Raw genomic sequence first — 19,506 nt, 5'->3', positions numbered from 1 at the left:
CGGCGCCCAGTCGCTCGCCCGCACGCCGCTCGGCCAGATCCTGCCCGCGATCCCGGACGGTTCGGTGATCGACGAGGCCTATCGCGCCCGCGTCAGCGAGCCGGGCCGGCGCCACCCGGTGACGCGCGACCTGCCGGGCTCCGAGGTCGAGCCGCCGCAATGGGGCGAATGGCTGCGCATGGTCGGCGCCCGCGCCCGCACCGGCTCGCCGGTGATGACCGGCCCGGGCGAGCGCCCGCTGCTGATGCTGGCGCGCGAGCAGAAGGGCCGCGTCGCGCTCTTCCTGTCGGACCATGCCTGGCTCTGGGCCCGCGGATTCCGCGACGGCGGCCCGCATCTCGACCTGCTGCGCCGCCTCGGTCATTGGCTGATGAAGGAGCCCGATCTCGAGGAGGAAGCGCTGCGCGCCGTCTCGCGCAGCGGCTACATCGAGGTCGAGCGCCAGACACTGGGCGACAACCCGGCACCCGTCGTCGTCACCGGCCCCGACGGCCAGTCCCGATCCGTCCCGCTCGAGCCGGGCCGCCCCGGCCTGTTCACGGCCCGGATCCCGACCGGCGAATTCGGCCTGCACCGCATCGCCGGCGACAACCTCACCGCCTTCGCCAGCGTCGGCCCGGAGAACCCGCGCGAGCTGATGGAGGTCGTCAGCGACCCCGCCCAGCTTCGCACGCTGGCCGAGGCGGCAGGCGGCTCGTCGCGCCGCATCGGCCAGGAGGGTGGCTCTGACGTCACGGTGCCGCGGATCGTGCCCGTGCGCTCGGGCAGCCAGTTCGCGGGCTCGGACTGGGTCGGCCTGCGGATCAGCGATTCGGGCATCGTACGCGGCGTGCAGATCTCGCCACTCTTCGTCGGGCTGCTGGGACTGGCCCTGCTCTTCGGCGCCCTCGTCGCCGGCTGGCTCGGCGAAAGCGGCCGGCGCTTCAACAAGCGACCGGACGCTGCGGCCTGAAGATCTGGCGCGTCATGGTCGGGCTTGACCCGACCATCTCGGAAACCAGAATTTCCGTGTCATGAGATTCTCGGGTCAAGCCCGAGAATGACGATGTGGCAAGCCTCATGCGCTTGGTTTGATCGCCGTCACCGCGCCGCGCCGCTGCGCCAGCACGCCCTCGACCAGTTCCAGTGCCAGGAACCGCGCCGGATCGGCCGGGCCGGGCAGCACGAGCTGGCCCGGCGGGACGACCCTGAAGCCGAAGCGGGCATAATAGGGCGCATCGCCCACCAGCATGATGAGGTCATGCTGGTGGGCGCGCGCGGCCTCGATCGAGCGGTTCATCAGTGCCGCCCCGATGCCCCTTCCCTCGAAGGCGGGATCGACGGTGAGAGGCCCCAGCATCAGCGCCGCCTGCCCACCCGCCATCACCGGCGTCACCCGGATCGAGCCGACGAGGAAGGTGCCGACATGGGCGGCGAAGGTCAGCGCCGGATCGGGCGGCACGCCCTCGCGCAGGCGGAACGCGGTGCGGGCGAAACGCCCCGGCCCGAAGGCGCGCTCATGCAGCCGCTCGATCGCGGCCGCATCGGCGGGAAGCTCATGGCGAATGGTCAGGGGAAGCGAAGTCATGACGGCGGCAAACCTGCGGACGGGCAGAGGCTGGGCAAGTGAGGGGGGGTCCGCGCGCGGCGCGGCCCTGCCGGAAGCGCGTTCAGCGCGCCGGTCGTCGCAGGAGGGAGGTCGGGAGCCCGTTCGTCATGGTGGCGGCGCTGTAGCAGAGCGGAGGGTGGGCGTCCATCGGCCACCTCTGTTCTTCAGGGCGGCGCCCGTGACGTGGCGACCGGGCCTAACCGCCCAGCCTGATCAGAAGCCGCCCGAGAAGCCAGCCGGCTAGCCCAGGCAAGCAGTAGAACGATAGGCCCATGACGAGCCAGGCGGGCTCGGACGCGAGTGTATGGAGCGTTTGCTCGAAACTCCCAACGACGATCGCCAAACCGACGGCAAGGCCGACAGACCACCACGGCTTGTTGAACAGCCCCAGGAGTAAGCCCAAACCGAGAATGACGAGAACGATACCTTCTCCCATCGGCAGGTTGTTCACCACTCTGCTGCGGGGGCGATGCCGCCCGCGATCTCGGCCAGCCTCCTCCGCGTCCCCGGCGTCAGCCCCTGCGGCAAGGCGTCGAGCGGAAAGAAGCGGGCCTCGGCGATCTCCAGATCCGGCATCTTGGCCGCGTCAACGACGAAATCCCTGACGACATAGAGCGCCACGTGATCGCGCCGCGATGTCTTGCGGTTGAAGTAGAGCCCAAACAGCGTTGCCGGGCCCGTCAGGCTGATGCGGGCCTCCTCGCGAAGTTCCTTCGCCAGCGCCGCCGCCATGGTTTCGCCGACCTCGACGCCGCCTCCTGGCAGATGCCAGCCGGGTGTGTAGGTATGCCGGACCAGGAAGACCTCGCCCCGGTCGTTCAGCACCGCCGCGCGCACGCCCAGCGTCATGCCGCGGCTGAGCCGGAAATAGACATGCAGCAGGCGGATCCGCAGGCGCTGGAGCCACGTCAGGGCGCCGTCCGCATTACTGTCTGCCCCCGTCTGCGCTGACCCATTCACGCATGGCCTCCGATCGTTACCGAATTGTATATGCAAATGACGCATGACGGACCCCCGCCCTGCGTTCCCGAACGTCACAAACGCGCCGCAAACCGGGCCGATATCCCCACCTCATTGCTGGGGAATACCGACATGCTGCTCTCTTTCATCATTGCGATCTTTCGCGCCAAGCCCGCCTTCGTCTGGCAGCCCGCCCTGACGCTGACCGATTCGCGCATCGTCTCCGAACTGACCGGCGCCGCAAACTGAACCATCCGCGCCGCCCACGCACGCGAAAGCGTGCGCTGCGGGTGGCTTGACGATGGCTCGGCCACAAGGCTAGCGCAGGGCGTGTTCAAGCTCGCGCACCTGTCCGATCCGCATCTCGGCCCGCTCGCGGGTTTTTCGCTGCATCAGCTCTTCGGCAAGCGGGCGACCGGTTACGTCAACTGGCGGCGCAAGCGGCGCCACGCCCATGACATGGATATCCTGGCGCTGATCGTCGCGGATATCCGCGCGCAGCAGCCGGACCATGTCGCCTGCACCGGCGACGTCTCCCATATCGGCCTGCCCAACGAGTTCAGGACGGCCGTCACCTTTCTCGACGAGTTGGGGCCGCGCGAGACGGTGAGCTTCGTGCCGGGCAATCACGACGCCTATGCACGCTCCTCGCTGAAAGCGCTGGCGCATCATCTCGGCCCCTGGGTCGCCAGCGACGACGGCAGCGTCGGCTATCCCTGGTATCGCCGCCGCGGCCCTGTCGCGCTGATCGGGCTCAACACCGGCGTGCCTACCCTGCCGCTGATGGCGACCGGCAAGGTCGGCCGCGACCAGATCGCGAAGACCGAGACCCTGCTCGACCGCGCCCGCGACGAGGGGCTGATCCGCGTCGTGCTGATCCACCATCCGCCTTATGTCGGCGGCGCGCGACGTTCCCGCGAACTGGTCGATGCCGCGGCGGTCGAGGCGATGCTGGCGCGCAAGGGCGCCGACCTCGTCATCCACGGCCACAACCACCGCTTCTCGCTGGCCTGGCGCCCGGGCGTGGGCCGCGACGTGCCGATCGTCGGCGTCCCCTCGGCCTCGATCGGCCCGCTCGGCCATGGCGAGATGGCGAGCTGGCATCTTTTCCGGATCGAAGGCAATGGGCGCGATCCGCATATCGCCTTCGAGCAGCGCGGCTTCGAACTCGACGGCACCGTGATGCGTCGCCAAGAGATCGCGCTTCACACCAAGCCGGTGTGACGAGACGCGTCATTCTCGGGCGGCGTCAGGCGCCGACCCGAGAATCTCGTGACATGATTCGTTGGTTTACGAGATGCCTGGGTCCGCGCAGGGCGCGGCTCGAGCATGACGCGACATCTCAGATGCAGCGCCCGCCATCGACGGCGAGCACCGTCCCCGTCACCATTTCGGCATCGTCCGAGCAGAGATAAAGCGCGGCATTGGCCATGTCCTGCGGGGTCGAGAGCCGGCCCCAGGGGATCGAGGCGCGGAACTGCGCGCGCTTCTCGGGCGTGTCCTCTCCCATGAAGGTTGCCAGCAACGGCGTTTCGCCGGCAACGGGCGCGATCGCGTTGACGCGGATCCGGTCCGGCGCCAGTTCCACAGCCATCGACTTCGACAGCAGGTTCACCGCACCCTTCGAGCCGTTGTACCAGGTCAGGCCCGGCCGGGGCCGGACGCCCGCCGTGGAGCCGATGTTCAGGATCACGCCGCCGCCATGCTCACGGAAATGCGGCACGGTCGCCTTCGCCATCAGGTAGATCGACTTCACATTCACCGCGAAGAGGCGGTCGAACTCTTCCTCCGTCACCTCTGTCATCGGCATGTTGCGATGCGTCGTGCCGGCATTGTTGACGACGATGTCGAGCCGCCCGAGCTTGGCGATGACACGCGCGACGGCCTTGTCGACGCTTTTGGCCTTGGCGACGTCGCAGGCTACCGCGAAGGCCCGGCGGCCGATCGCCTGAGCGGCTTCCTTGGCCTTGTCGCCGTTGAGGTCGAGCAGCGCCACCCGCGCGCCCTCGCGCACGAAGGTCTCGGCGATGCCGAAGCCGAACCCCTGTGCCGCGCCAGTCACCAGCGCCGTCTTGCCCTTCAGTCTCATCGTCTTTCCTCTGCCAGCAGGCCGCGCTCCGCGGCCCTTACGCGCCGATCTCCTCGCGGAGCATCTCCAGTTCCAGCCAGCGCTCCTCGAGCCCGGCGATCTCGCGGGTCACCTCTTCGAGCCGCGTCGTCGCCTTGGCGAAGAGCTTCGGGTCGCGAGTGTAGAGATCGCCGGCGAGCGCCTGGTTGAGCTTGGCGGCCTCCGCCTGCAGCACCGCGATCGTCTTGGGCAGTGTCTCCAGCGCGTGCTTCTCGTTGAAGGAGAGCTTGCGCTTCGAGGTCGGGGCGGCTGGCGCGCTCGGGGCGGCCGCCGCCGGCTCTGGCGCAGGGGTGCCCGCCTTGGAGGCCACCCTCACCTTCGCGCCGACGCCGCGCCCGCGCTGGGCGAGCATGTCGGTGTAGCCGCCGGCGAATTCGGTCCAGACGCCGTCGCCGTCGGAGATCAGCGTCGCCGAGACGACGCGGTCGATGAAGTCGCGGTCATGGCTGACCAGCAGCACCGTACCCTTGTAGTCGGCCAGCAGTTCCTGCAGCAGGTCGAGCGTCTCGAGGTCGAGATCGTTGGTCGGCTCGTCCAGCACCAGCATGTTGGAGGGCTTCGCCAGCGCGCGCGCCAGCATCAGCCGGCCGCGCTCGCCGCCCGACTGGTCGCCGACAGGGGTGCGTCGCTGCAGCGGCTGGAACAGGTAGTCCTTCATATAGGCGATGACATGGCGCGGCGTGTCGCCGACCATGACCTGGTCCGAGCCGCCGCCCGTCAGCGCGTCTCCCAGCGGCGTCGCCGGGTCGAGGCTCTCGCGGCGCTGGTCGAGCGTCACCATCTCCAGCGAGACGCCGAGCTTCACCGTGCCGGAATCGGGCGCGAGCTGCCCCGTGAGCAGGTTGATCAGTGTCGTCTTGCCGGCACCATTCGGGCCGACGATGCCGATCCGGTCGCCCCGCGCGACGCGCAGCGACAGATCCTTGATCACGACATTCGAGCCATAGGCCTTCGAGACGTTGACCGCCTCGATAACCAGCTTGCCCGAGGTCTGCGCCTCGCTCGCTTCCAGCTTGACGCTGCCGACGGCGAAGCGCGCGGTGCGGCGCTGCTCGCGCAGGCCGTGCAACTCGCCCAGTCGGCGCTGGTTGCGGGTGCGCCGGGCGCTGACGCCATAGCGCAGCCAGTCCTCCTCGCGGGCGATCTTGCGGTCGAGCTTGTGGCGGTCGAGCTCTTCTTGGGCGAGCACCTCGTCGCGCCAGGCCTCGAACTCGCCGAAGCCGCGGTCCATGCGCCGGGTCAGGCCGCGATCGAGCCAGATCGTCGCCCGCGACAGATTCGTCAGGAAGCGCCGGTCATGGCTGATCAGGACCATCGCGGAGCGCAGGGATTTCAGCTCCTGCTCGAGCCATTCGATCACCGGCAAATCGAGATGGTTGGTCGGTTCGTCCAGCAGCAGGATATCGGGTTCGGGCGCCAGAACGCGCGCCAGCGCCGCGCGCCGCGACTCGCCGCCCGACATCGTCGCCGGATCTTCCTCGCCGGTGAGGCCGAGTTCGTCGATCAGATACTGCGCGCGATAGGCGTCGTCACCCGGTCCCAACCCCGCCTCGACATAGGCGAGCGAGGTCTTGTAACCGCTGAAATCGGGCTCCTGCGGCAGATAGCGCACCGTCGCGCCCGGCTGGACGAAACGCTCCGCCGAATCGGGCTCGACCAGGCCGGCGGCGATCTTCAGCAGGGTCGATTTGCCCGAGCCGTTGCGGCCGACGAGGCAGACGCGCTCGCCGGCCGAAACCGCGATCTCGGCCGCCTCCAGCAGCGGCTGTCCGCCGAAGGTGAGCGCGACGTCGCGCAGATGCAGCAAGGGGGCCATGGCGTGTCCGTATGGGAGATGGAAGGCGGGATAGACCGGTGGGCCGGCGATGTCACGCCCGCAGGCCCTGGCACGCCGCTTGCGAAAACCGAGCGGAGCCGTAGCCTTGCGGGATCTCCGGGTCGGAGGAGGAACCATGCCGCGCCAGCGCCCCATCGGAATCGGCCATAATGGCGGGCCGCCCCTGCAGCCGCGCAGGCGCCGGTCGGAGACCGGCACGGGGCGGATCGGCCGCTTCTTCGACTGGCGCTTCGCCCACCGCAAGGCGTGGAAGAAGCCGCGCGACATCGCCCTGCGCCGCGAGGATAACGCCGAGGCGCTCGGCCTGACCTATGAGGAATACTCGCTCGAGATCATGGAGCGCGGCTATCACCCCCAACCCGAGCATGTCGCGGCGATCAAGGCGAAGCGGGCCGAGCGGCGCCGCGCCGGAGGCATCGTCGGCCAGTCGCTGAAAGGCCGCCGCCTCGACTGACGGCCGCCTCAGGCCCCCGTCCAGCGTCGCAGCGCGCGCGTCACCGGGACTTCGAACAGGCGATGCACCAGCAGCGCCGCGATCACCGCGCTGGCGAGGGCGGCCACGACGAAGAGCCAGGGCTCCAGCACGCCGAGCCGCACGAACACCTCGCGCAGGCCGCGAATCGCGAAAGGGTGGACGAGATAGAGCGCATACGAGGCGTCGCCGACCCGCACCAGCGCCGAACCGAGCGCCGTCGGCGCAGCCGGCTCACGCGGCCCTGTCACCGCCGCCAGCACCAGGAGCGCGGCCGCTGAACCATGCAGGGCGAGATCGCGCCATGGCCCCGCCGACAGCGGCGCATGCGGGCTCCCCAGCAGCAGGCCGACGGCAACGGCGGCCAGCGCAAAGCGCGCTCCCGCCCCTAGCATCAGCCCGCGTCGGTGCAGCAGCGCAATCCCCATGCCGGCCGCGAATTCGAGCACGATCGGCTGGCCCCAGAAGCCGAACGGCAGCGGCAGCGGCCCGAGCATGGCCGTCGCGCCGACGAGACTGGCGAGCGCCAACGTCACTGCCGGCACGACGAGCCTCCGCGGCAGGGTGAGCGCGGCCGCGAACAGCACGTAGAACAGCATCTCGTAGTTCAGCGTCCAGCCGAGCGAATAGACCGGCTGGACCAAGCCGCTGGACGAGATGACGGGCCAGAACAGATAGGAGGCCGCGATCTGCCCTGCACTCGGCGCGGCCGAGTTGAGCGTCGCAGGCAGTGCCAGAGCGACCAGAAGGAACAGCGTCGTCGCCGCCCAGTAGAGCGGCACGATCCGCACCAGCCGCCGCTTCAGGAACAGAGCCGACGCGCCCGGCCGGTCGAACAGCGACGCCGAGGCATGCACCATGATGAAACCGGAGACGACGAAGAAGATGTCGACGCCCGCCATCCAGGGCAGAAGATCACTCGGCGTGAAGGACCGGCCGCCGAGCCGGGCGAGAACCGCCGCATCCGACTGGACATGGTGCACCGCCACCATGAAGGCGGCGAGCGCACGAAGCATCTGGATGGGGAGGATGGCGGACAAGAAGGGCGAGGTCACAAAAGGAACGGCCCGCCGGGCGGCTTGCCGTCCTCAGCCAAACCACAAGCGCGCGGAATCGTCGAGGCCGAAGCGCTCGGGCGCGGCGGCGATTGCGGCCATGCCCCGCTCGGCACCGTCGCTGGCGGTGATAACGTGCAGCGAGAACCGCGCGGCGAGATCTTCCATCGGCGGCTTGGCCGAAAAGACGGACCCGATCGCGCCCCGCTCGGCCAGCGGCAGCAGGCGGGGCACGATCCCGCCCGAAAGATAGACGCCGCCCGTCGCCTTGAAGGCGAGCGCGAGGTCGCCGGCGACACGGGCCAGCAGCCGCCAGAAGCAGATCACGGCCATCAGCGCGGCAGGGTCCCCGTCGAGCGCCAGGGTCGTCACATCCGCCGCGCTGACATCGGGCTCGCGCAGTCCGGAGCTGTCCGCGACGGCGCGGTGAAAGCGCACCAGCCCGTCGCCGCTGAGCAGCGTTTCCACGGTGACCCGCGGCAACCCGGCGGCCAGGGCCGGCCAGATCTTCTCCTCGGTCGGATCGTCCGGACCGATGCCGATATGCCCCGCCTCGGTCGGCACCAGCACGCTGCGCCCGGCGCGGGTGACGAGGGCGGCGGCCCCGAAGCCGGTGCCCGGCCCCAGCACCAGCCGCGTCCCGCCCGCTTCCGGATCGCCGGCCACGAGCGTCGTCACGTCCCCGTCTCCAAGCACGGCGAGCGAAGCGGCCTGCGCCTCGAAATCATTGACGAGCAGCCCCTGCTCCAGCCCCAGAGCCCGGCCGAGGCCGGGGCCATCGAAGGTCCAGTTCGCATTGGTCAGCCGTGCCGCGCGCCCTTCGAGCGGCCCGGCCACGGCGAGAACCGCCGAGCGGGGCCGCTGCGCCAGCGTCGTCAGCACCCCCTCCAGCGCGGCCTCGGGCGTCGCCTGGCTGCCGGTCGGGATGCGGGCGAGATGGACCGGCCGGGCACCCGCCTGATCGACCAGCGAGAGGCGGCAGTTCGTGCCTCCGATATCGGCGACCAAAAGAGGCCAGGCGAAGGGCGCCATCACGCCATGTCCAGCGGGTCGGGCCGCGGGTCGTGACGGCGATAGGGCGCAAACCAGCCGAGCCCTTCGAGCGTGCCGGCGCGCGGACGGTACTCGCAGCCGACGAAGCCGTCATAGCCGAGTTCGTCCAGCAGCGCGAACAGTTGCGGGTAATCCGGCCCCTGATCGTCCGGTTCGTTGCGGCCGTTGGCACTGGCGATCTGGACATGGCCGACGAGCGGAAACAGCGCCTTTAGGCGCCCGGCGACGTCGCCATGGATCAGCTCGCAGTGATACATGTCGAATTGCAGCCTGACATTGGTCCGCCCGGACTCGCGCACATAGGCCGCGGCCCGGTCGAAATCGTTCAGGAAATAGCCCGGCATGTCCTTGCCGTTGATCGGCTCGAGCAGAAGCTCGATTCCATGCGGGGCGAGCGCATCGGCGGCATGGGCGAGCGAGGCCCGGTAGGTCGCCTGCGCGGTCGCATCGTCGGGGTCGGCGAGGCCCGCCATCATGTGCAGGCGCTTGACGCCGGTCTCATGGGCATAGGCCAGCGCCGTCTCGACGCCGGCCCGGAACTCGTCCTCGCGGCCGGCCAGCGCCGCGATGCCGCGCTCGCCCGCCCCGAAATCGCCCGGCGGCAGATTGAACAGAGCCTGCTGAAGATGCCCGCCGGCGAGCGCCAGCCCGACCTGCTCGGCGGGATGATCGTAGGGAAAGAGGAACTCCACCGCCTCGAAGCCGGCATCGGCCGCCGCCTTGAAGCGGTCGAGGAAAGCCCATTCGTTGAACATCATCGATAGATTGGCGGCGAAGCGAGGCATGACGATCCCGGAGGCTGATGATCTCGGGCGAAGCTAGCGCGCTGCGCGGCCCGCGTCATGCCGCAACGCGGCATCGCCGCGATGCGTTCCCTGTCGAGGCAGAGCTGCCCTACTTCTTTTCGGCACGGGCGGGCGGGTTCGGATCCCGCGAGAAATTCCGAAACACCATGTCGGGCGAGGAGGTGTTGTGGCGTGAATGGGTGGTGCGGCCCATCCAGATATCGGTCGCCTTGCCGCCGGCGAAAGGCATCAGCGGCTCCTCGCGCCAGCCCTTGGCACCGGGCTCGCGGATAGCGATGCGGGCGACGTCGTTGTTGAACTCGGTGACATACATCGAGCGCAGGGCGACGAAGGCATTGCCGCCGCCGACCGGACGGTCGAGCACGACGTCGAGCACCATTCGGTTCTCGTCGACATTGTCCAGCCTCAGCGTGCCGGAGGAACCGTCCTTGAAGCTCATCTTGAACGAGACCGTTTTGGGATCGAACTCGATCTCGCGGATGTTCACGACGGGCCGCGCGCCATCCTGCACGATCGGCCCGACCAGGAAGGATGAGCCATAGGCCGTCGCGGCCAGCGGCGCAGGCGGCATCGGCCGGGCGCGCCAGTAGCCGTCCTGAGGATAGACCACGAGCAGTTCGTGCGAGCGATCCTTGCCGAGCTTCCAGAGCTGGACGAGGTGCAGCCCCTTCTCGACGCGGTCGCCGACCTTGAAGGTGGTCTCGGAAGGTCGCCAGAAAGTCGGGAAGGTGTAGCCGACGAGCCAGTATTCGATGCTCTCATAGAAGGTCACGCGGCGCGGCGGCGTCACCGCAGCGAAGACGGGATCGCCGGCCATGTCGCAGGCCGTCCAGTCCGCATCCCAGTTGTCGCGCATCAGCCCGGCGATATAGGCCGGATGCGCGGCCTCGATCTGGAAGCGGCGCACCTCGGGCGAGATCGCCTTGATGGTGACATTGTCCTTCTCGGCACAGAGCACCGGCTCCGACTCGTTCTTGACCTCCACCGTCACATCGCTCGCCGCGAAAGCGGGGGCGACCGAAAGGGCCAGGGCGAAAAAGGCGAGGCGGAGGCGGTTAGCGCGCATCGTGATTGGGTCTCAGTGCGGAAGGATGGCGTAGACATCGCCCGAATTGGCGGAATGGGGAAGATCCCGCAGATAACAGCCCATCGCCTCCGCGCTCGCGAACGCGCCCAGTTCGAACTGCTGGGTTTCGCCGAGCGCGACGTTGAAGCGGTAGGGACCGAGCGTCTCCAGCAGGGCAAGGCAGGCCTCGGCGACGTCGCGCTGGATCGTGGTGAACTCGAAGGAGATCACCGGGACGGGTCGCGTCAGCCCCGCCAGCACATGCGCCTCGAAGCCCTCGACGTCGATCTTGAGCAGGGTGGGCAGGCCGTACCGGGCGATCAGCGCGTCGAGCGTGGTGCTGCGGACCTCGACCTCGCGGTCCCAGATCTGCTCCTGCCAGCCTTCCGCCCCCCTTGCCGCCCCGACGAAGGCGTCCGACGCGGTCGAGACGGTCGGGTTGGCGCTGTTGATGCGCAGCCGCACGACGCCCTCGGCATCGCCGCAGGCGGCCTCGACCAGCGTAACCTGCGGATCGCGCCCATGGATCAGCCGCAAGGCGCGCGCCGGCCCTGGCTGCGGCTCCAGAGCGACCACGCGGGCACCCAGCCGGCGAAAGCATGAGATCCGGTCGCCGACATGCGCCCCGATATCGAAGGCGAGATCACCCGGCTTGAGGAAGCGACCATAGAGTGCATCCATCGCCCCGTGGCGGGACTTGTCGCCGTGATAGACGCGCAGCGACCGGCCGATGGCACGCGCCGTGCCGGGGGCGTGGAGAGCCGCTTTCACGAGCGGGCCTCGGTACGGATCGCCTGCAGCACGGGCGGCGGGTCGAAATCCTCCGGGATGCCGCAAAGCCCCTTCCGCGCGAACCAGGCGCCGAGCGCGGGCAGCGCCGTCGCCATCGCGAAGGGCACGGCGAGCAGGTAGCCCGCCGTCAGCGGCAGCGACCAGAGGAGCACCGCAGGCGAGATCACCGCCAGCGTGCCGAACAGATAGACCGCGAAGAGGAGATGCGGCCACAGCCCGGCGAACGCCGTCGCCAGCGAGAGCGCATGCGCGTCGCGCGCCTGCCCGCCCCAGCCGATGCGCGAGCGGCCAAACAGCAGCCCGATCATGAACAGGGTCGTGCGGAAGCTCGACACCGCGCCCTGCAGGAAGGCGAAGACCACCTCGATCGCCGCCGACGCCACGAAGCGCAGCCGTCCGCCATAGCTGCGGGCGCCGCCCGAAGTCAGCAGGATGTCCGCGAAGCCCGCGAGCTTGGGAGAGAGATACATTCCCAGGAACAGCAGATAGAGCCCGGCGGCGAGGCCGGCGGGATAATCCGTGAGCCAGCGATCCTCGACGACCTTCAGAGGCAACAGCGCGATCATCAGCGTCCAGGCGGGCAGGCCCAGGAACATCAGGATCGCCCAGAACAGCTGGAAACGGCTCATCGGCTGTAGACCCGGAATGTCCATCAGCTTGAGATATTGCAGATTGCCGAGGCACCAGCGCAGGTCGCGCTTGGCGAAATCGAGCATGGTGGGCGGGTTTTCCTCCCAGCTGCCACCCTCGACCGGCAGCACGCGGACCTCGTAGCCGGCGCGGCGCATCAGCGTCGCCTCGACCTGATCATGGCTCATCACGGCGCCGCCCAGCGGCGCGCCCCCGGACAGCACCGGCAGATGGCAGCCATCGCGGAAAGGCGCGATGCGCACCAGCGCATTGTGACCCCAGAACGGCCCGCAATCGCCGATCCACCACGCGGAGCCCATCGTGTAGGGCCGCATGCCTTGCCGCATGCCGAACTGGAAGATGCGCGCGAACGCCGACTGGCTGGGCATGCCCACGACGAGGCTCTGCAGGATGCCGAGCTTCGGATAGGTCTGCATCATCCGCGTCAGCTTCACGATCGCCTCGCCCGCCATTACGCTGTCGGCATCGAGCGGCAACATGAGCTCGTAATCGGCGCCCCAACGCTCGCAGAAGTCGCGGACATTGCCGGCCTTGAAGCCGGTGTTGTCGCTGCGGCGGCGATAGATGATGCGGCAATCCTCGCCCGCCTCGGCCTGCCAGGCGGCGGCTAGTCTTTCCTCGGCGGCGGCGACATCGGGATCATTGGTGTCGGAGAGCACGAAATAATCGTACCAGCCGCCCTCGCCGGTCGCGTTCAGGCTCTGCTTGACCACGTGCAGCCGCGCGAAGGCACGCGCCGGGTCCTCGTTGCGCAGCGTCATCAGGACGGCTGTGCGAATGTTGATCGGTGTCGGCAGATCGCCGGCGGCCGCGAAAGGCGCGACCCGCTCGAGCCCGTCCTTGACGCCATGCAGCAGCCAGAAGCCGAGCACGGCGTTCCAGAAGCCGAGCACCGTCCAGGGTGCGCCGAACAGGAAAGCGACGAAGATGGCGCGGTCGGCCCAGCTCCAGCCGCCGGCGCCGAGGACGTGCGCCAGCCCCGAGAGCAGCGCCGCCAGCGTCGCAAGGTTGAGGCACAGCACGAGCCAGCGCCGGCGCGACAGCATCGCCTTGTCCTGCAGCCCGGCCGGCGTGGTGCCGGCCAATGGCAGCGGTAGAGGCGGGATGGTGAGACCTTGCGTCGCCGGCTGGAACGTGGTCGGAGCGGGACGCTCGTTCATGGCTGTCTCTGTCATGCGGTCGATCGAGGCGAGGCGGGTGGGGCAGAGCGGGCGGGGAGGCAGGGACATGGCGCCGAACGACAAGGCCGGGGAGCTAAAGCCGGCATTTCCGTCCAGTGCAAGCGCCCAGGCGACGGCCCTCTGGTATGTGAGCCCGCGTGAATGCGCCCTGAACGCCGAGGCGCTGCCGCCGCTCTCCGAGGGCGACTGCCTCGTCCGTACGGTGTGGAGCGGCATCAGCCGCGGAACCGAGCGCCTCGTCTGCGAAGGTCGCGTCCCCGAGGGCGAGTATGAGCGCATGCGGGCGCCCTTCCAGCGGGGCGATTTTCCATTTCCCGTGAAATACGGCTACTGCGCCGTCGGCGTGGTGCAGGCGGGCCCCGCCGACAGGCTCGGCCAGACCGTCTTCTGCCTGCATCCGCATCAGGACCGCTTCGTCGCGCCGGCCGACCGACTGACGCCGGTCCCGCCGCAGGTGCCGGCCCGCCGCGCCATCCTCGCCGCCAATATGGAGACCGCACTGAACGCCCATTGGGATGCCGGCTCGGGCCCGGCCGACCGCATCGTCGTGGTCGGCGGCGGCGTTCTTGGCCTGCTCGTGGCCTGGCTCGCCGCGCGCCTGCCCGGAGCGGAGGTCACGCTGGTCGATGTCGCGCCGGCCCGCGCCGACCTGGCAAAGAGGCTCGGCTTCGGCTTCGCCATGCCGGCGGAGGCACCAACGGGGGCCGATCTCGTCTTCCACGCCAGCGCCTCGCCCGCCGGCCTCGCCACCGCCGTCGCGGCGGCGGGTTACGAGGCCCGTATCGTCGAGCTGAGCTGGTATGGCGAGGGCACGGTGCCGGCCCCGCTCGGCGGCGCCTTCCACGCCAGCCGGCTGCAGCTCGTCTCCACCCAGGTCGGTGGCATCGCCCCGTCGCGGCGCCCGCGCTGGGACTATGCCCGCCGCGCCGCCGCCGCCATGGCGCTGCTCGCCGATGACAGACTCGACGCCCTGATCAGCGAGGATATCCCATTCGCCAAGGCGCCGGCCCGCCTGCCTGCGGTGCTGGATCCCTCCTGGCATGGTTTGACGGCCGCCATCTGCTATGAAGCGGGCCCATGACACCGCCTCGGACATATCCGCGCCCTGCCCTGGTGCCGGAACTCTACATCACCGCGATGCCCGCGAGCCTCGCCTTCTGGTGCGACCTGCTGGGCTTCCGTGTGCTCTACGACCGCCCCGAGCAGGGCTTTGCGGCGATCGAGCGCGAGGGCATCGAGTTCATGCTGGAGGAATACGAGACCGGACCGACCGAGCGCAGCTGGGACACGGGTCCGCGCGAAAAGCCCTATGGCCGTGGCATCAATTTCGAAATTATGGTCCGTGACGTCAGCGCCCTGCTGACGTCGTTACAGCAGGCGTCCTGGCCGCTCTTTTTCGGCCCCGAGGAACGCTGGTACCGGATCAGCGAATCCGAAGAGACCGGCGTCCATCAGTTTCTGGTTCAGGACCCGGACGGCTACCTGCTGCGTTTCTCGCAGTCGCTCGGCCAGCGCCCTCGGGCGGCCTGACCACGAGCCCCAACAGAACGAAGGATCATCCATGTTTTCCGTCGAAGTCCGCGACCGCATCATGATCGGCCATTCCCTGCCCGATTCCTTCTTCGGTCCTGCCCAAAACATGCATGGCGCGACCTTCGTGGTCGACGTCGCCTTCTTCCGGGAGACGCTGACGAAGCAGAACGTCGTGGTCGATATCGGTGCCGCGCTCGATGTGCTGAACAAGACGCTGAAGCCGCTGAACTACCAAAACCTCGACACGCTGCCGCAATTTTCCGGCGTGCTGACGACCACCGAATTCCTCTGCAAGCATATCTTCGACGCGATGGCAGAAGCGGCGAAATCCGGCGCCCTCGGGCAGGATGGCGCTGGGCTCTCCCGGATCCGCGTCACCCTGCACGAGACCGACCTCGCCCGCGCCACCTACGAGGGCGCGCTCGCGTGAGCGGGATCGCCTTCGCCATCCCCGGCGACATCGAGCTGCCGACCGGCGGCTACGCCTATGACCGGCGGCTGCTGGCGGAATGGCACGCGATGGGCGTGCCGGCGGAGCACATCGCCCTTCCTGGCTCGTTCCCCTTTCCGACCGAGGGCGACCTTCACCTGACCGGTCGGGCCCTCTTGCAGCGACCCTATGACGACACGCTGCTGATCGACGGCCTCGCCTACGGCGCCTTTCCGGAAGGCATCGCGGCCGGGCTGGCCGGGCGCGTCGTCGCGTTGGTCCATCACCCGCTCGGGCTCGAGACGGGCCTAGCGCCGGAGACAGCCAGGGCTCTGCTCGCCCGCGAGGCGGCGGCGCTGCGCTATGCCCGTGCGGTGGTGACGCCCAGCCCGGCGATGAAGCGGCTTCTCGCCGCCGATTTCGGGGTCCCGGCCGAACGTATCACGGTCGCCTCGCCGGGCGTCGATGCCGCCCCGCGGGCCTCAGGCTCGTCTGCCGGCGAGCCCCTGCACCTCCTGGCCGTCGGCGCTGTCGTGCCGCGCAAGGGCTATGACGTCCTGGTCACGGCGCTGGCGGGGCTCTCCGACCGCGACTGGCGCCTCACCATCGTCGGAGCCACCGACCGCGCGATCGACACGGTCGCCGCCCTCGTCGCGCAGATCGAGGCCGCGGGGTTGAGCGCGCGCATCCGCCTGGCCGGCGCGATCGGCGATGCGGCGCTCGCCGAGGCTTATGCCAGCGCCGATCTCTTCGTGATGCCTTCGCTCTTCGAAGGCTACGGCATGGTCCTGACCGAGGCGCTGGCCCGCGGCCTGCCGATCGTCTGCACCACCGGCGGCGCGGCCGCCGAAACCGCGCCCGACGACGCTGCACTGAAAGTCGCGCCCGGCGACGCCGCGGCACTTGCCAAGGCGATGGCAAGCCTGATTGATGCGCCGGCTCGGCGCCGGGCGATGGCCGATGCGGCCTGGGCCGCCGCCGAGGTCCTGCCACGCTGGCGCGACACGGCGGCGATCGTCGCTGGCGTATGTCTGCCCGGCTGGGGGCAAAAGGGGGGCTGATGGCCGGATTTTCTCCCGAATGGCTGGGCCTGCGCGAGCCGGCCGATCATGCCGCCCGCAATCCGCAGGTTCTGGCCGCCGTAGGCGCGCATTTCGCCGGCCGAAGTTCGCTGACGGTCGTCGATCTCGGCTGCGGCGCCGGCTCCAACCTGCGCGGCAGCTATGCCGCCCTGCCCGCGCGCCAGCACTGGACGCTGGTCGATCTCGACCAGCGTCTGCTCGCCGCCACCCGCGAGACGCTCTCTGGCTGGGCCGACGAAGCCCGCGAGCAGGGCGAGGAACTCGTCTTGACCAAGGGCGACCACCTGATCACCGTCGACACCCGCCAGGCCGATCTCAACACCGATCTCGAATGGGTCCTCGGCTGGCAGCCGGATCTCGTCACCGCCGCGGCGCTGTTCGACCTCACCTCCCGGCGCTGGCTCGAACGCTTCGTCGCCGGCCTGACCAGCCTGAACCTGCCGCTCTACACGGTGCTGACCTATGACGGCCGTGAGATCTGGCAGCCGCCCCACCTCGCCGATGCGCGGATGCTGGCCGCATTCAAGCACCATCAGCGCGGCGACAAGGGCTTCGGACCGGCAGCCGGCCCCGAGGCCACGGACGTGATGGCGGAGGCCTTCCGGAAATCGGGCTTTGCGGTTTCGATCGGCGACAGCGCCTGGCGCGTCGATGCGCGAAGCGGCAATCTGGCGCAGGTGCTGGCCAAGGGCATCGCCGACGCCGTTCTGGAGACCGGCCAGGTCGATCCCGCCACCGTCGCCGATTGGCTGGCGGCCAAGACACCCGAGGCCACGGCGCTCGTCGGGCATCACGACCTCTGGGCGCGCCCTGTCTGAGAAGGGCGCTAGCGCTGCCTGAGACCCGGCAGCATCCGACGCAGCACGCCGTCCTTGCGGATCAGATGGTGGTAGAGCGCGGCGCCGATATGGGCGCAGACGAGCAGCCCCATCGCGAGGGCAAGCGTGCCATGGATGTTCAGAACCTGGCCGGCGAGATCCTGGTTGGGCGCGGCGATGGCGGGCAGGTTGAACAGGCCGAACACCGTCAGCGACGGGTAGAGCGAGATGCCGAGCCAGCCCAGCAGCGGCACGATCAGCAGAAGCCCGTAGAGCAGCCAGTGGACGAGATGCGAGCCCGCCTTCTGCCACCAGAGCAGCGTCGGCTCGTCGGGCGGCGCGCCCTTGAGCAGGCGGTAGGCCAGCCGCCCGGCGACCAGCCAGAGCACGAGGAAGCCGAGCAGCTTGTGCGAACTGTACATCGCGTCGGTCAGCCCGTCCCAGATGTTCAGCGTGTTGCCGCGATAGGTCATGGCGAGGCCCGCGGGGATCATCGCCAGCACCGCGGTGGCGGTGACCCAATGCAGATGACGCGCGGCGGCGCTGTAGACGGGAGCCGGGCCCGGCTCGCGGTTCGCCTGCGTCATCTTCGCCTCCCTGTCGGCCTGCCGGTCGTGACGCCGGCTTCGACATTCATCCCGCGTTCAAAGTCCCGCTCCTATATGCCTTGCTGCGACAGGGCCTGTCACGCGGTTGCATGACGTCACGCATCGAGCCGCGTGAAACGGGGGCGCGATGGAACTGCCGTCACCTCAAGCACGTTTGATGGAAAACTGTGCAGCTCTGATCTATATGGCCATGGTGCCCGTAACTGCCTAACCCATCGCCGGGCGCGCTCGCCGAGCAGCCCTTTCTGACGGACAATCCGATGCTTCAGTCGCGTACGCTGTTCGGACGCCCGCTCGAGACGAGCCTCGTAGCGGTAGACCGGGCCATTGCCGAATTTCGAGCCGGTCGTCCGGTGCTGCTCCGTGCGGGACAACGGCTCGCTCTCGGCCTCTCAGCCGAGCTGGCCGATGCCGAGTTGGTGACGCGGCTCGACGCGCTGGCCGCCGGCAAGGCCCATCTCGTCCTCAGCCCGGCGCGTCTGCGCCGGCTGGGTGCCAAGAGCCGCGTCGAGACCGGCATCCTCGCCATGCCGACGCTGGATTTGGGTCGCATCGAGATGCTGGCGCTGAAAATTGACGGCAAGGTCGATGCGCCGGTGGCGCCCGCTTCCGATCTCGACGACGCCGCGCTCGAACTGGCGCGCCTCTCGCTGGTGCTGCCCGCGACGATCATCGTCCCCGTCACGCCGGATCAGATCGCAGGCGAGCCGCTGATCGAGATCGCGATCGAGTCGGTCAACGGTTATCGCGCCGCCCAGGCCGCGACGCTGACGATCGTTGGACGCGCGCCGGTGCCGCTCGAGGGCGCGCCCGAAACCGAGTTTGTCGTTTTCCGCGGCGGCGAGGGCCTGCGTGACCAGGTCGCGATCATCGTCGGCAATCCCGATCTGACGGCCGCCGTCCCGGTGCGCCTGCATTCGGCCTGCCTAACGGGCGATTTGTTCGGCTCGCTGAAATGCGATTGTGGTGACCAGCTGCGCGAGACCGTGCAGTGGATGGCCGAGAACGAGGGCGGTATCCTGCTCTATCTCGACCAGGAGGGCCGCGGCAACGGTATCTCCAACAAGATGCGCGCCTACAAGCTCCAGAGCCAGGGCTGGGACACCTATGACGCCGACGAGGTCCTCGGCTTCGATCTCGACCAGCGCCAGTTCGACTTCGCCGCGACGATGCTCAAGCTGCTCGGTGTCACCCGCGTCACCGCGCTGACGAACAACCCGCTGAAGGTCGGCGCGATCAAGGCGGCAGGCGTCGAGGTCGTCGGCACGCAGCGCGTGCTCGGGCGTCCCAATGTCCACAATGTCCGCTACCTTGCCTCCAAGCGAGACCGGGCCGGCCACTCGATCGACATGGACGCGCTGATGGCGCGGGCGGCGCCGAAGGATTGAGCCGAGCCGGGGGTGGCCCCGTGGCCGCGGGCGGGACTTTCCGGAAGGGCTTGAACGC

General features: G+C 69.1%; 19 protein-coding genes and 1 pseudogene. 9 read left to right on the top strand and 11 right to left on the bottom strand.

The window, feature by feature from the left end; translation table 11 throughout:
• Window positions 1-952: pseudogene (locus Q8M82_RS16965) on the top strand (hypothetical protein); the annotation flags it as partial.
• Window positions 953-1,057: 105 nt separating this feature from the next.
• Here Q8M82_RS16965 and Q8M82_RS16960 read toward each other — a convergent pair.
• On the bottom strand, window positions 1,058-1,567 hold the full coding sequence (locus Q8M82_RS16960; RefSeq protein ID WP_305692495.1) for a GNAT family N-acetyltransferase: 510 nt from the start codon (window positions 1,565-1,567) through the stop codon (window positions 1,058-1,060).
• Window positions 1,568-2,035: 468 nt separating this feature from the next.
• Entirely contained in the window at window positions 2,036-2,548 is a 513-nt protein-coding gene (locus Q8M82_RS16955) for an NUDIX domain-containing protein (RefSeq protein WP_305692494.1), read from the bottom strand.
• Window positions 2,549-2,878: 330 nt separating this feature from the next.
• Here Q8M82_RS16955 and Q8M82_RS16950 point away from each other — a divergent pair, with 330 nt between their 5' ends.
• On the top strand, window positions 2,879-3,772 hold the full coding sequence (locus Q8M82_RS16950) for a metallophosphoesterase family protein (protein ID WP_305692493.1): 894 nt from the start codon (window positions 2,879-2,881) through the stop codon (window positions 3,770-3,772).
• Window positions 3,773-3,890: 118 nt separating this feature from the next.
• Here the strand turns inward: Q8M82_RS16950 and Q8M82_RS16945 are convergent, their stop codons facing one another.
• Entirely contained in the window at window positions 3,891-4,637 is a 747-nt protein-coding gene (locus Q8M82_RS16945) for an SDR family oxidoreductase (protein ID WP_305692492.1), read from the bottom strand.
• A 37-nt stretch (window positions 4,638-4,674) separates the two neighbouring features.
• On the bottom strand, window positions 4,675-6,492 hold the full coding sequence (locus Q8M82_RS16940; RefSeq protein ID WP_305692491.1) for an ABC-F family ATP-binding cassette domain-containing protein: 1,818 nt from the start codon (window positions 6,490-6,492) through the stop codon (window positions 4,675-4,677).
• 136 nt (window positions 6,493-6,628) lie between these two features.
• Here Q8M82_RS16940 and Q8M82_RS16935 point away from each other — a divergent pair, with 136 nt between their 5' ends.
• Entirely contained in the window at window positions 6,629-6,967 is a 339-nt protein-coding gene (locus tag Q8M82_RS16935; protein ID WP_305692490.1) for a hypothetical protein, read from the top strand.
• Window positions 6,968-6,975: 8 nt separating this feature from the next.
• Here the strand turns inward: Q8M82_RS16935 and Q8M82_RS16930 are convergent, their stop codons facing one another.
• The 6 genes from Q8M82_RS16930 to mdoH all read right to left on the bottom strand — a co-directional run bounded on the left by Q8M82_RS16930 (window position 6,976) and on the right by mdoH (window position 13,568).
• Window positions 6,976-8,025: an acyltransferase family protein gene (locus Q8M82_RS16930; RefSeq protein WP_305692489.1), complete on the bottom strand. Its 1,050-nt coding sequence runs from the start codon at window positions 8,023-8,025 to the stop codon at window positions 6,976-6,978.
• A 48-nt stretch (window positions 8,026-8,073) separates the two neighbouring features.
• Window positions 8,074-9,072 (bottom strand): glucokinase, encoded by a 999-nt coding sequence (locus Q8M82_RS16925; RefSeq protein ID WP_305692488.1) that lies wholly within the window; start codon window positions 9,070-9,072, stop codon window positions 8,074-8,076.
• Window positions 9,072-9,878: a 2-oxo-tetronate isomerase gene (gene otnI, locus Q8M82_RS16920; RefSeq protein WP_305692487.1), complete on the bottom strand. Its 807-nt coding sequence runs from the start codon at window positions 9,876-9,878 to the stop codon at window positions 9,072-9,074. The genes Q8M82_RS16925 and otnI overlap by 1 nt, the downstream gene beginning before the upstream one ends.
• Before the next feature lie 109 nt (window positions 9,879-9,987).
• Window positions 9,988-10,965 (bottom strand): hypothetical protein, encoded by a 978-nt coding sequence (locus Q8M82_RS16915; protein WP_305692486.1) that lies wholly within the window; start codon window positions 10,963-10,965, stop codon window positions 9,988-9,990.
• A 12-nt stretch (window positions 10,966-10,977) separates the two neighbouring features.
• Window positions 10,978-11,736 (bottom strand): FkbM family methyltransferase, encoded by a 759-nt coding sequence (locus tag Q8M82_RS16910; RefSeq protein WP_305692485.1) that lies wholly within the window; start codon window positions 11,734-11,736, stop codon window positions 10,978-10,980.
• Window positions 11,733-13,568: a glucans biosynthesis glucosyltransferase MdoH gene (gene mdoH / locus Q8M82_RS16905; protein WP_305692484.1), complete on the bottom strand. Its 1,836-nt coding sequence runs from the start codon at window positions 13,566-13,568 to the stop codon at window positions 11,733-11,735. The genes Q8M82_RS16910 and mdoH overlap by 4 nt, the downstream gene beginning before the upstream one ends.
• Window positions 13,569-13,635: 67 nt before the next feature.
• On the opposite strand from mdoH, the gene Q8M82_RS16900 reads away from it, so the two are divergent.
• The 5 genes from Q8M82_RS16900 to Q8M82_RS16880 are packed head-to-tail and all read left to right on the top strand — an operon-like array spanning window position 13,636 to window position 17,452.
• A complete protein-coding gene (locus tag Q8M82_RS16900) occupies window positions 13,636-14,670 on the top strand; it encodes a zinc-dependent alcohol dehydrogenase (protein WP_305692483.1) in 1,035 nt (344 codons plus the stop codon).
• Entirely contained in the window at window positions 14,667-15,119 is a 453-nt protein-coding gene (locus Q8M82_RS16895) for a bleomycin resistance protein (protein WP_305692482.1), read from the top strand. The genes Q8M82_RS16900 and Q8M82_RS16895 overlap by 4 nt, the downstream gene beginning before the upstream one ends.
• A gap of 31 nt (window positions 15,120-15,150) precedes the next feature.
• Window positions 15,151-15,552 carry a 6-pyruvoyl trahydropterin synthase family protein gene (locus tag Q8M82_RS16890; protein WP_305692481.1) on the top strand — a complete coding sequence of 134 codons (402 nt, stop codon included), beginning with the start codon at window positions 15,151-15,153 and terminating at the stop codon, window positions 15,550-15,552.
• On the top strand, window positions 15,549-16,613 hold the full coding sequence (locus tag Q8M82_RS16885) for a glycosyltransferase family 4 protein (RefSeq protein ID WP_305692480.1): 1,065 nt from the start codon (window positions 15,549-15,551) through the stop codon (window positions 16,611-16,613). Before Q8M82_RS16890 ends, Q8M82_RS16885 begins: the two co-directional genes overlap by 4 nt.
• A complete protein-coding gene (locus tag Q8M82_RS16880) occupies window positions 16,613-17,452 on the top strand; it encodes a class I SAM-dependent methyltransferase (protein WP_305692479.1) in 840 nt (279 codons plus the stop codon). Before Q8M82_RS16885 ends, Q8M82_RS16880 begins: the two co-directional genes overlap by 1 nt.
• A gap of 8 nt (window positions 17,453-17,460) precedes the next feature.
• On the opposite strand, the gene Q8M82_RS16875 is transcribed toward Q8M82_RS16880, so the two are convergent.
• Window positions 17,461-18,039, bottom strand: a complete 579-nt coding sequence (locus tag Q8M82_RS16875) for a cytochrome b (RefSeq protein ID WP_305692478.1) — start codon at window positions 18,037-18,039, stop codon at window positions 17,461-17,463.
• Window positions 18,040-18,320: 281 nt separating this feature from the next.
• On the opposite strand from Q8M82_RS16875, the gene ribA reads away from it, so the two are divergent.
• A complete protein-coding gene (gene ribA, locus Q8M82_RS16870) occupies window positions 18,321-19,448 on the top strand; it encodes a GTP cyclohydrolase II RibA (RefSeq protein ID WP_305692477.1) in 1,128 nt (375 codons plus the stop codon).
• Window positions 19,449-19,506: the final 58 nt, after the last annotated feature.

The sequence above is a fragment of the Allobosea sp. genome (assembly GCF_030694325.1).
GTDB lineage: Bacteria > Pseudomonadota > Alphaproteobacteria > Rhizobiales > Beijerinckiaceae > Allobosea.
This window is presented reverse-complemented; position numbering and strand designations above follow the sequence as displayed.

What these genes read in the sequence shown, in the direction of transcription:
- Q8M82_RS16875 (WP_305692478.1), bottom strand. Translation starts at nt 18,039, where the DNA reads ATGACGCAGGCGAACCGCGAGCCGGGCCCGGCTCCCGTCTACAGCGCC.
- Q8M82_RS16895 (WP_305692482.1), top strand. Translation starts at nt 14,667, where the DNA reads ATGACACCGCCTCGGACATATCCGCGCCCTGCCCTGGTGCCGGAACTC.
- Q8M82_RS16940 (WP_305692491.1), bottom strand. Translation starts at nt 6,492, where the DNA reads ATGGCCCCCTTGCTGCATCTGCGCGACGTCGCGCTCACCTTCGGCGGA.
- Q8M82_RS16915 (WP_305692486.1), bottom strand. Translation starts at nt 10,965, where the DNA reads ATGCGCGCTAACCGCCTCCGCCTCGCCTTTTTCGCCCTGGCCCTTTCG.
- Q8M82_RS16890 (WP_305692481.1), top strand. Translation starts at nt 15,151, where the DNA reads ATGTTTTCCGTCGAAGTCCGCGACCGCATCATGATCGGCCATTCCCTG.
- Q8M82_RS16945 (WP_305692492.1), bottom strand. Translation starts at nt 4,637, where the DNA reads ATGAGACTGAAGGGCAAGACGGCGCTGGTGACTGGCGCGGCACAGGGG.
- Q8M82_RS16900 (WP_305692483.1), top strand. Translation starts at nt 13,636, where the DNA reads ATGGCGCCGAACGACAAGGCCGGGGAGCTAAAGCCGGCATTTCCGTCC.
- ribA (WP_305692477.1), top strand. Translation starts at nt 18,321, where the DNA reads ATGCTTCAGTCGCGTACGCTGTTCGGACGCCCGCTCGAGACGAGCCTC.
- otnI (WP_305692487.1), bottom strand. Translation starts at nt 9,878, where the DNA reads ATGCCTCGCTTCGCCGCCAATCTATCGATGATGTTCAACGAATGGGCT.
- mdoH (WP_305692484.1), bottom strand. Translation starts at nt 13,568, where the DNA reads ATGAACGAGCGTCCCGCTCCGACCACGTTCCAGCCGGCGACGCAAGGT.
- Q8M82_RS16935 (WP_305692490.1), top strand. Translation starts at nt 6,629, where the DNA reads ATGCCGCGCCAGCGCCCCATCGGAATCGGCCATAATGGCGGGCCGCCC.
- Q8M82_RS16960 (WP_305692495.1), bottom strand. Translation starts at nt 1,567, where the DNA reads ATGACTTCGCTTCCCCTGACCATTCGCCATGAGCTTCCCGCCGATGCG.
- Q8M82_RS16880 (WP_305692479.1), top strand. Translation starts at nt 16,613, where the DNA reads ATGGCCGGATTTTCTCCCGAATGGCTGGGCCTGCGCGAGCCGGCCGAT.
- Q8M82_RS16925 (WP_305692488.1), bottom strand. Translation starts at nt 9,072, where the DNA reads ATGGCGCCCTTCGCCTGGCCTCTTTTGGTCGCCGATATCGGAGGCACG.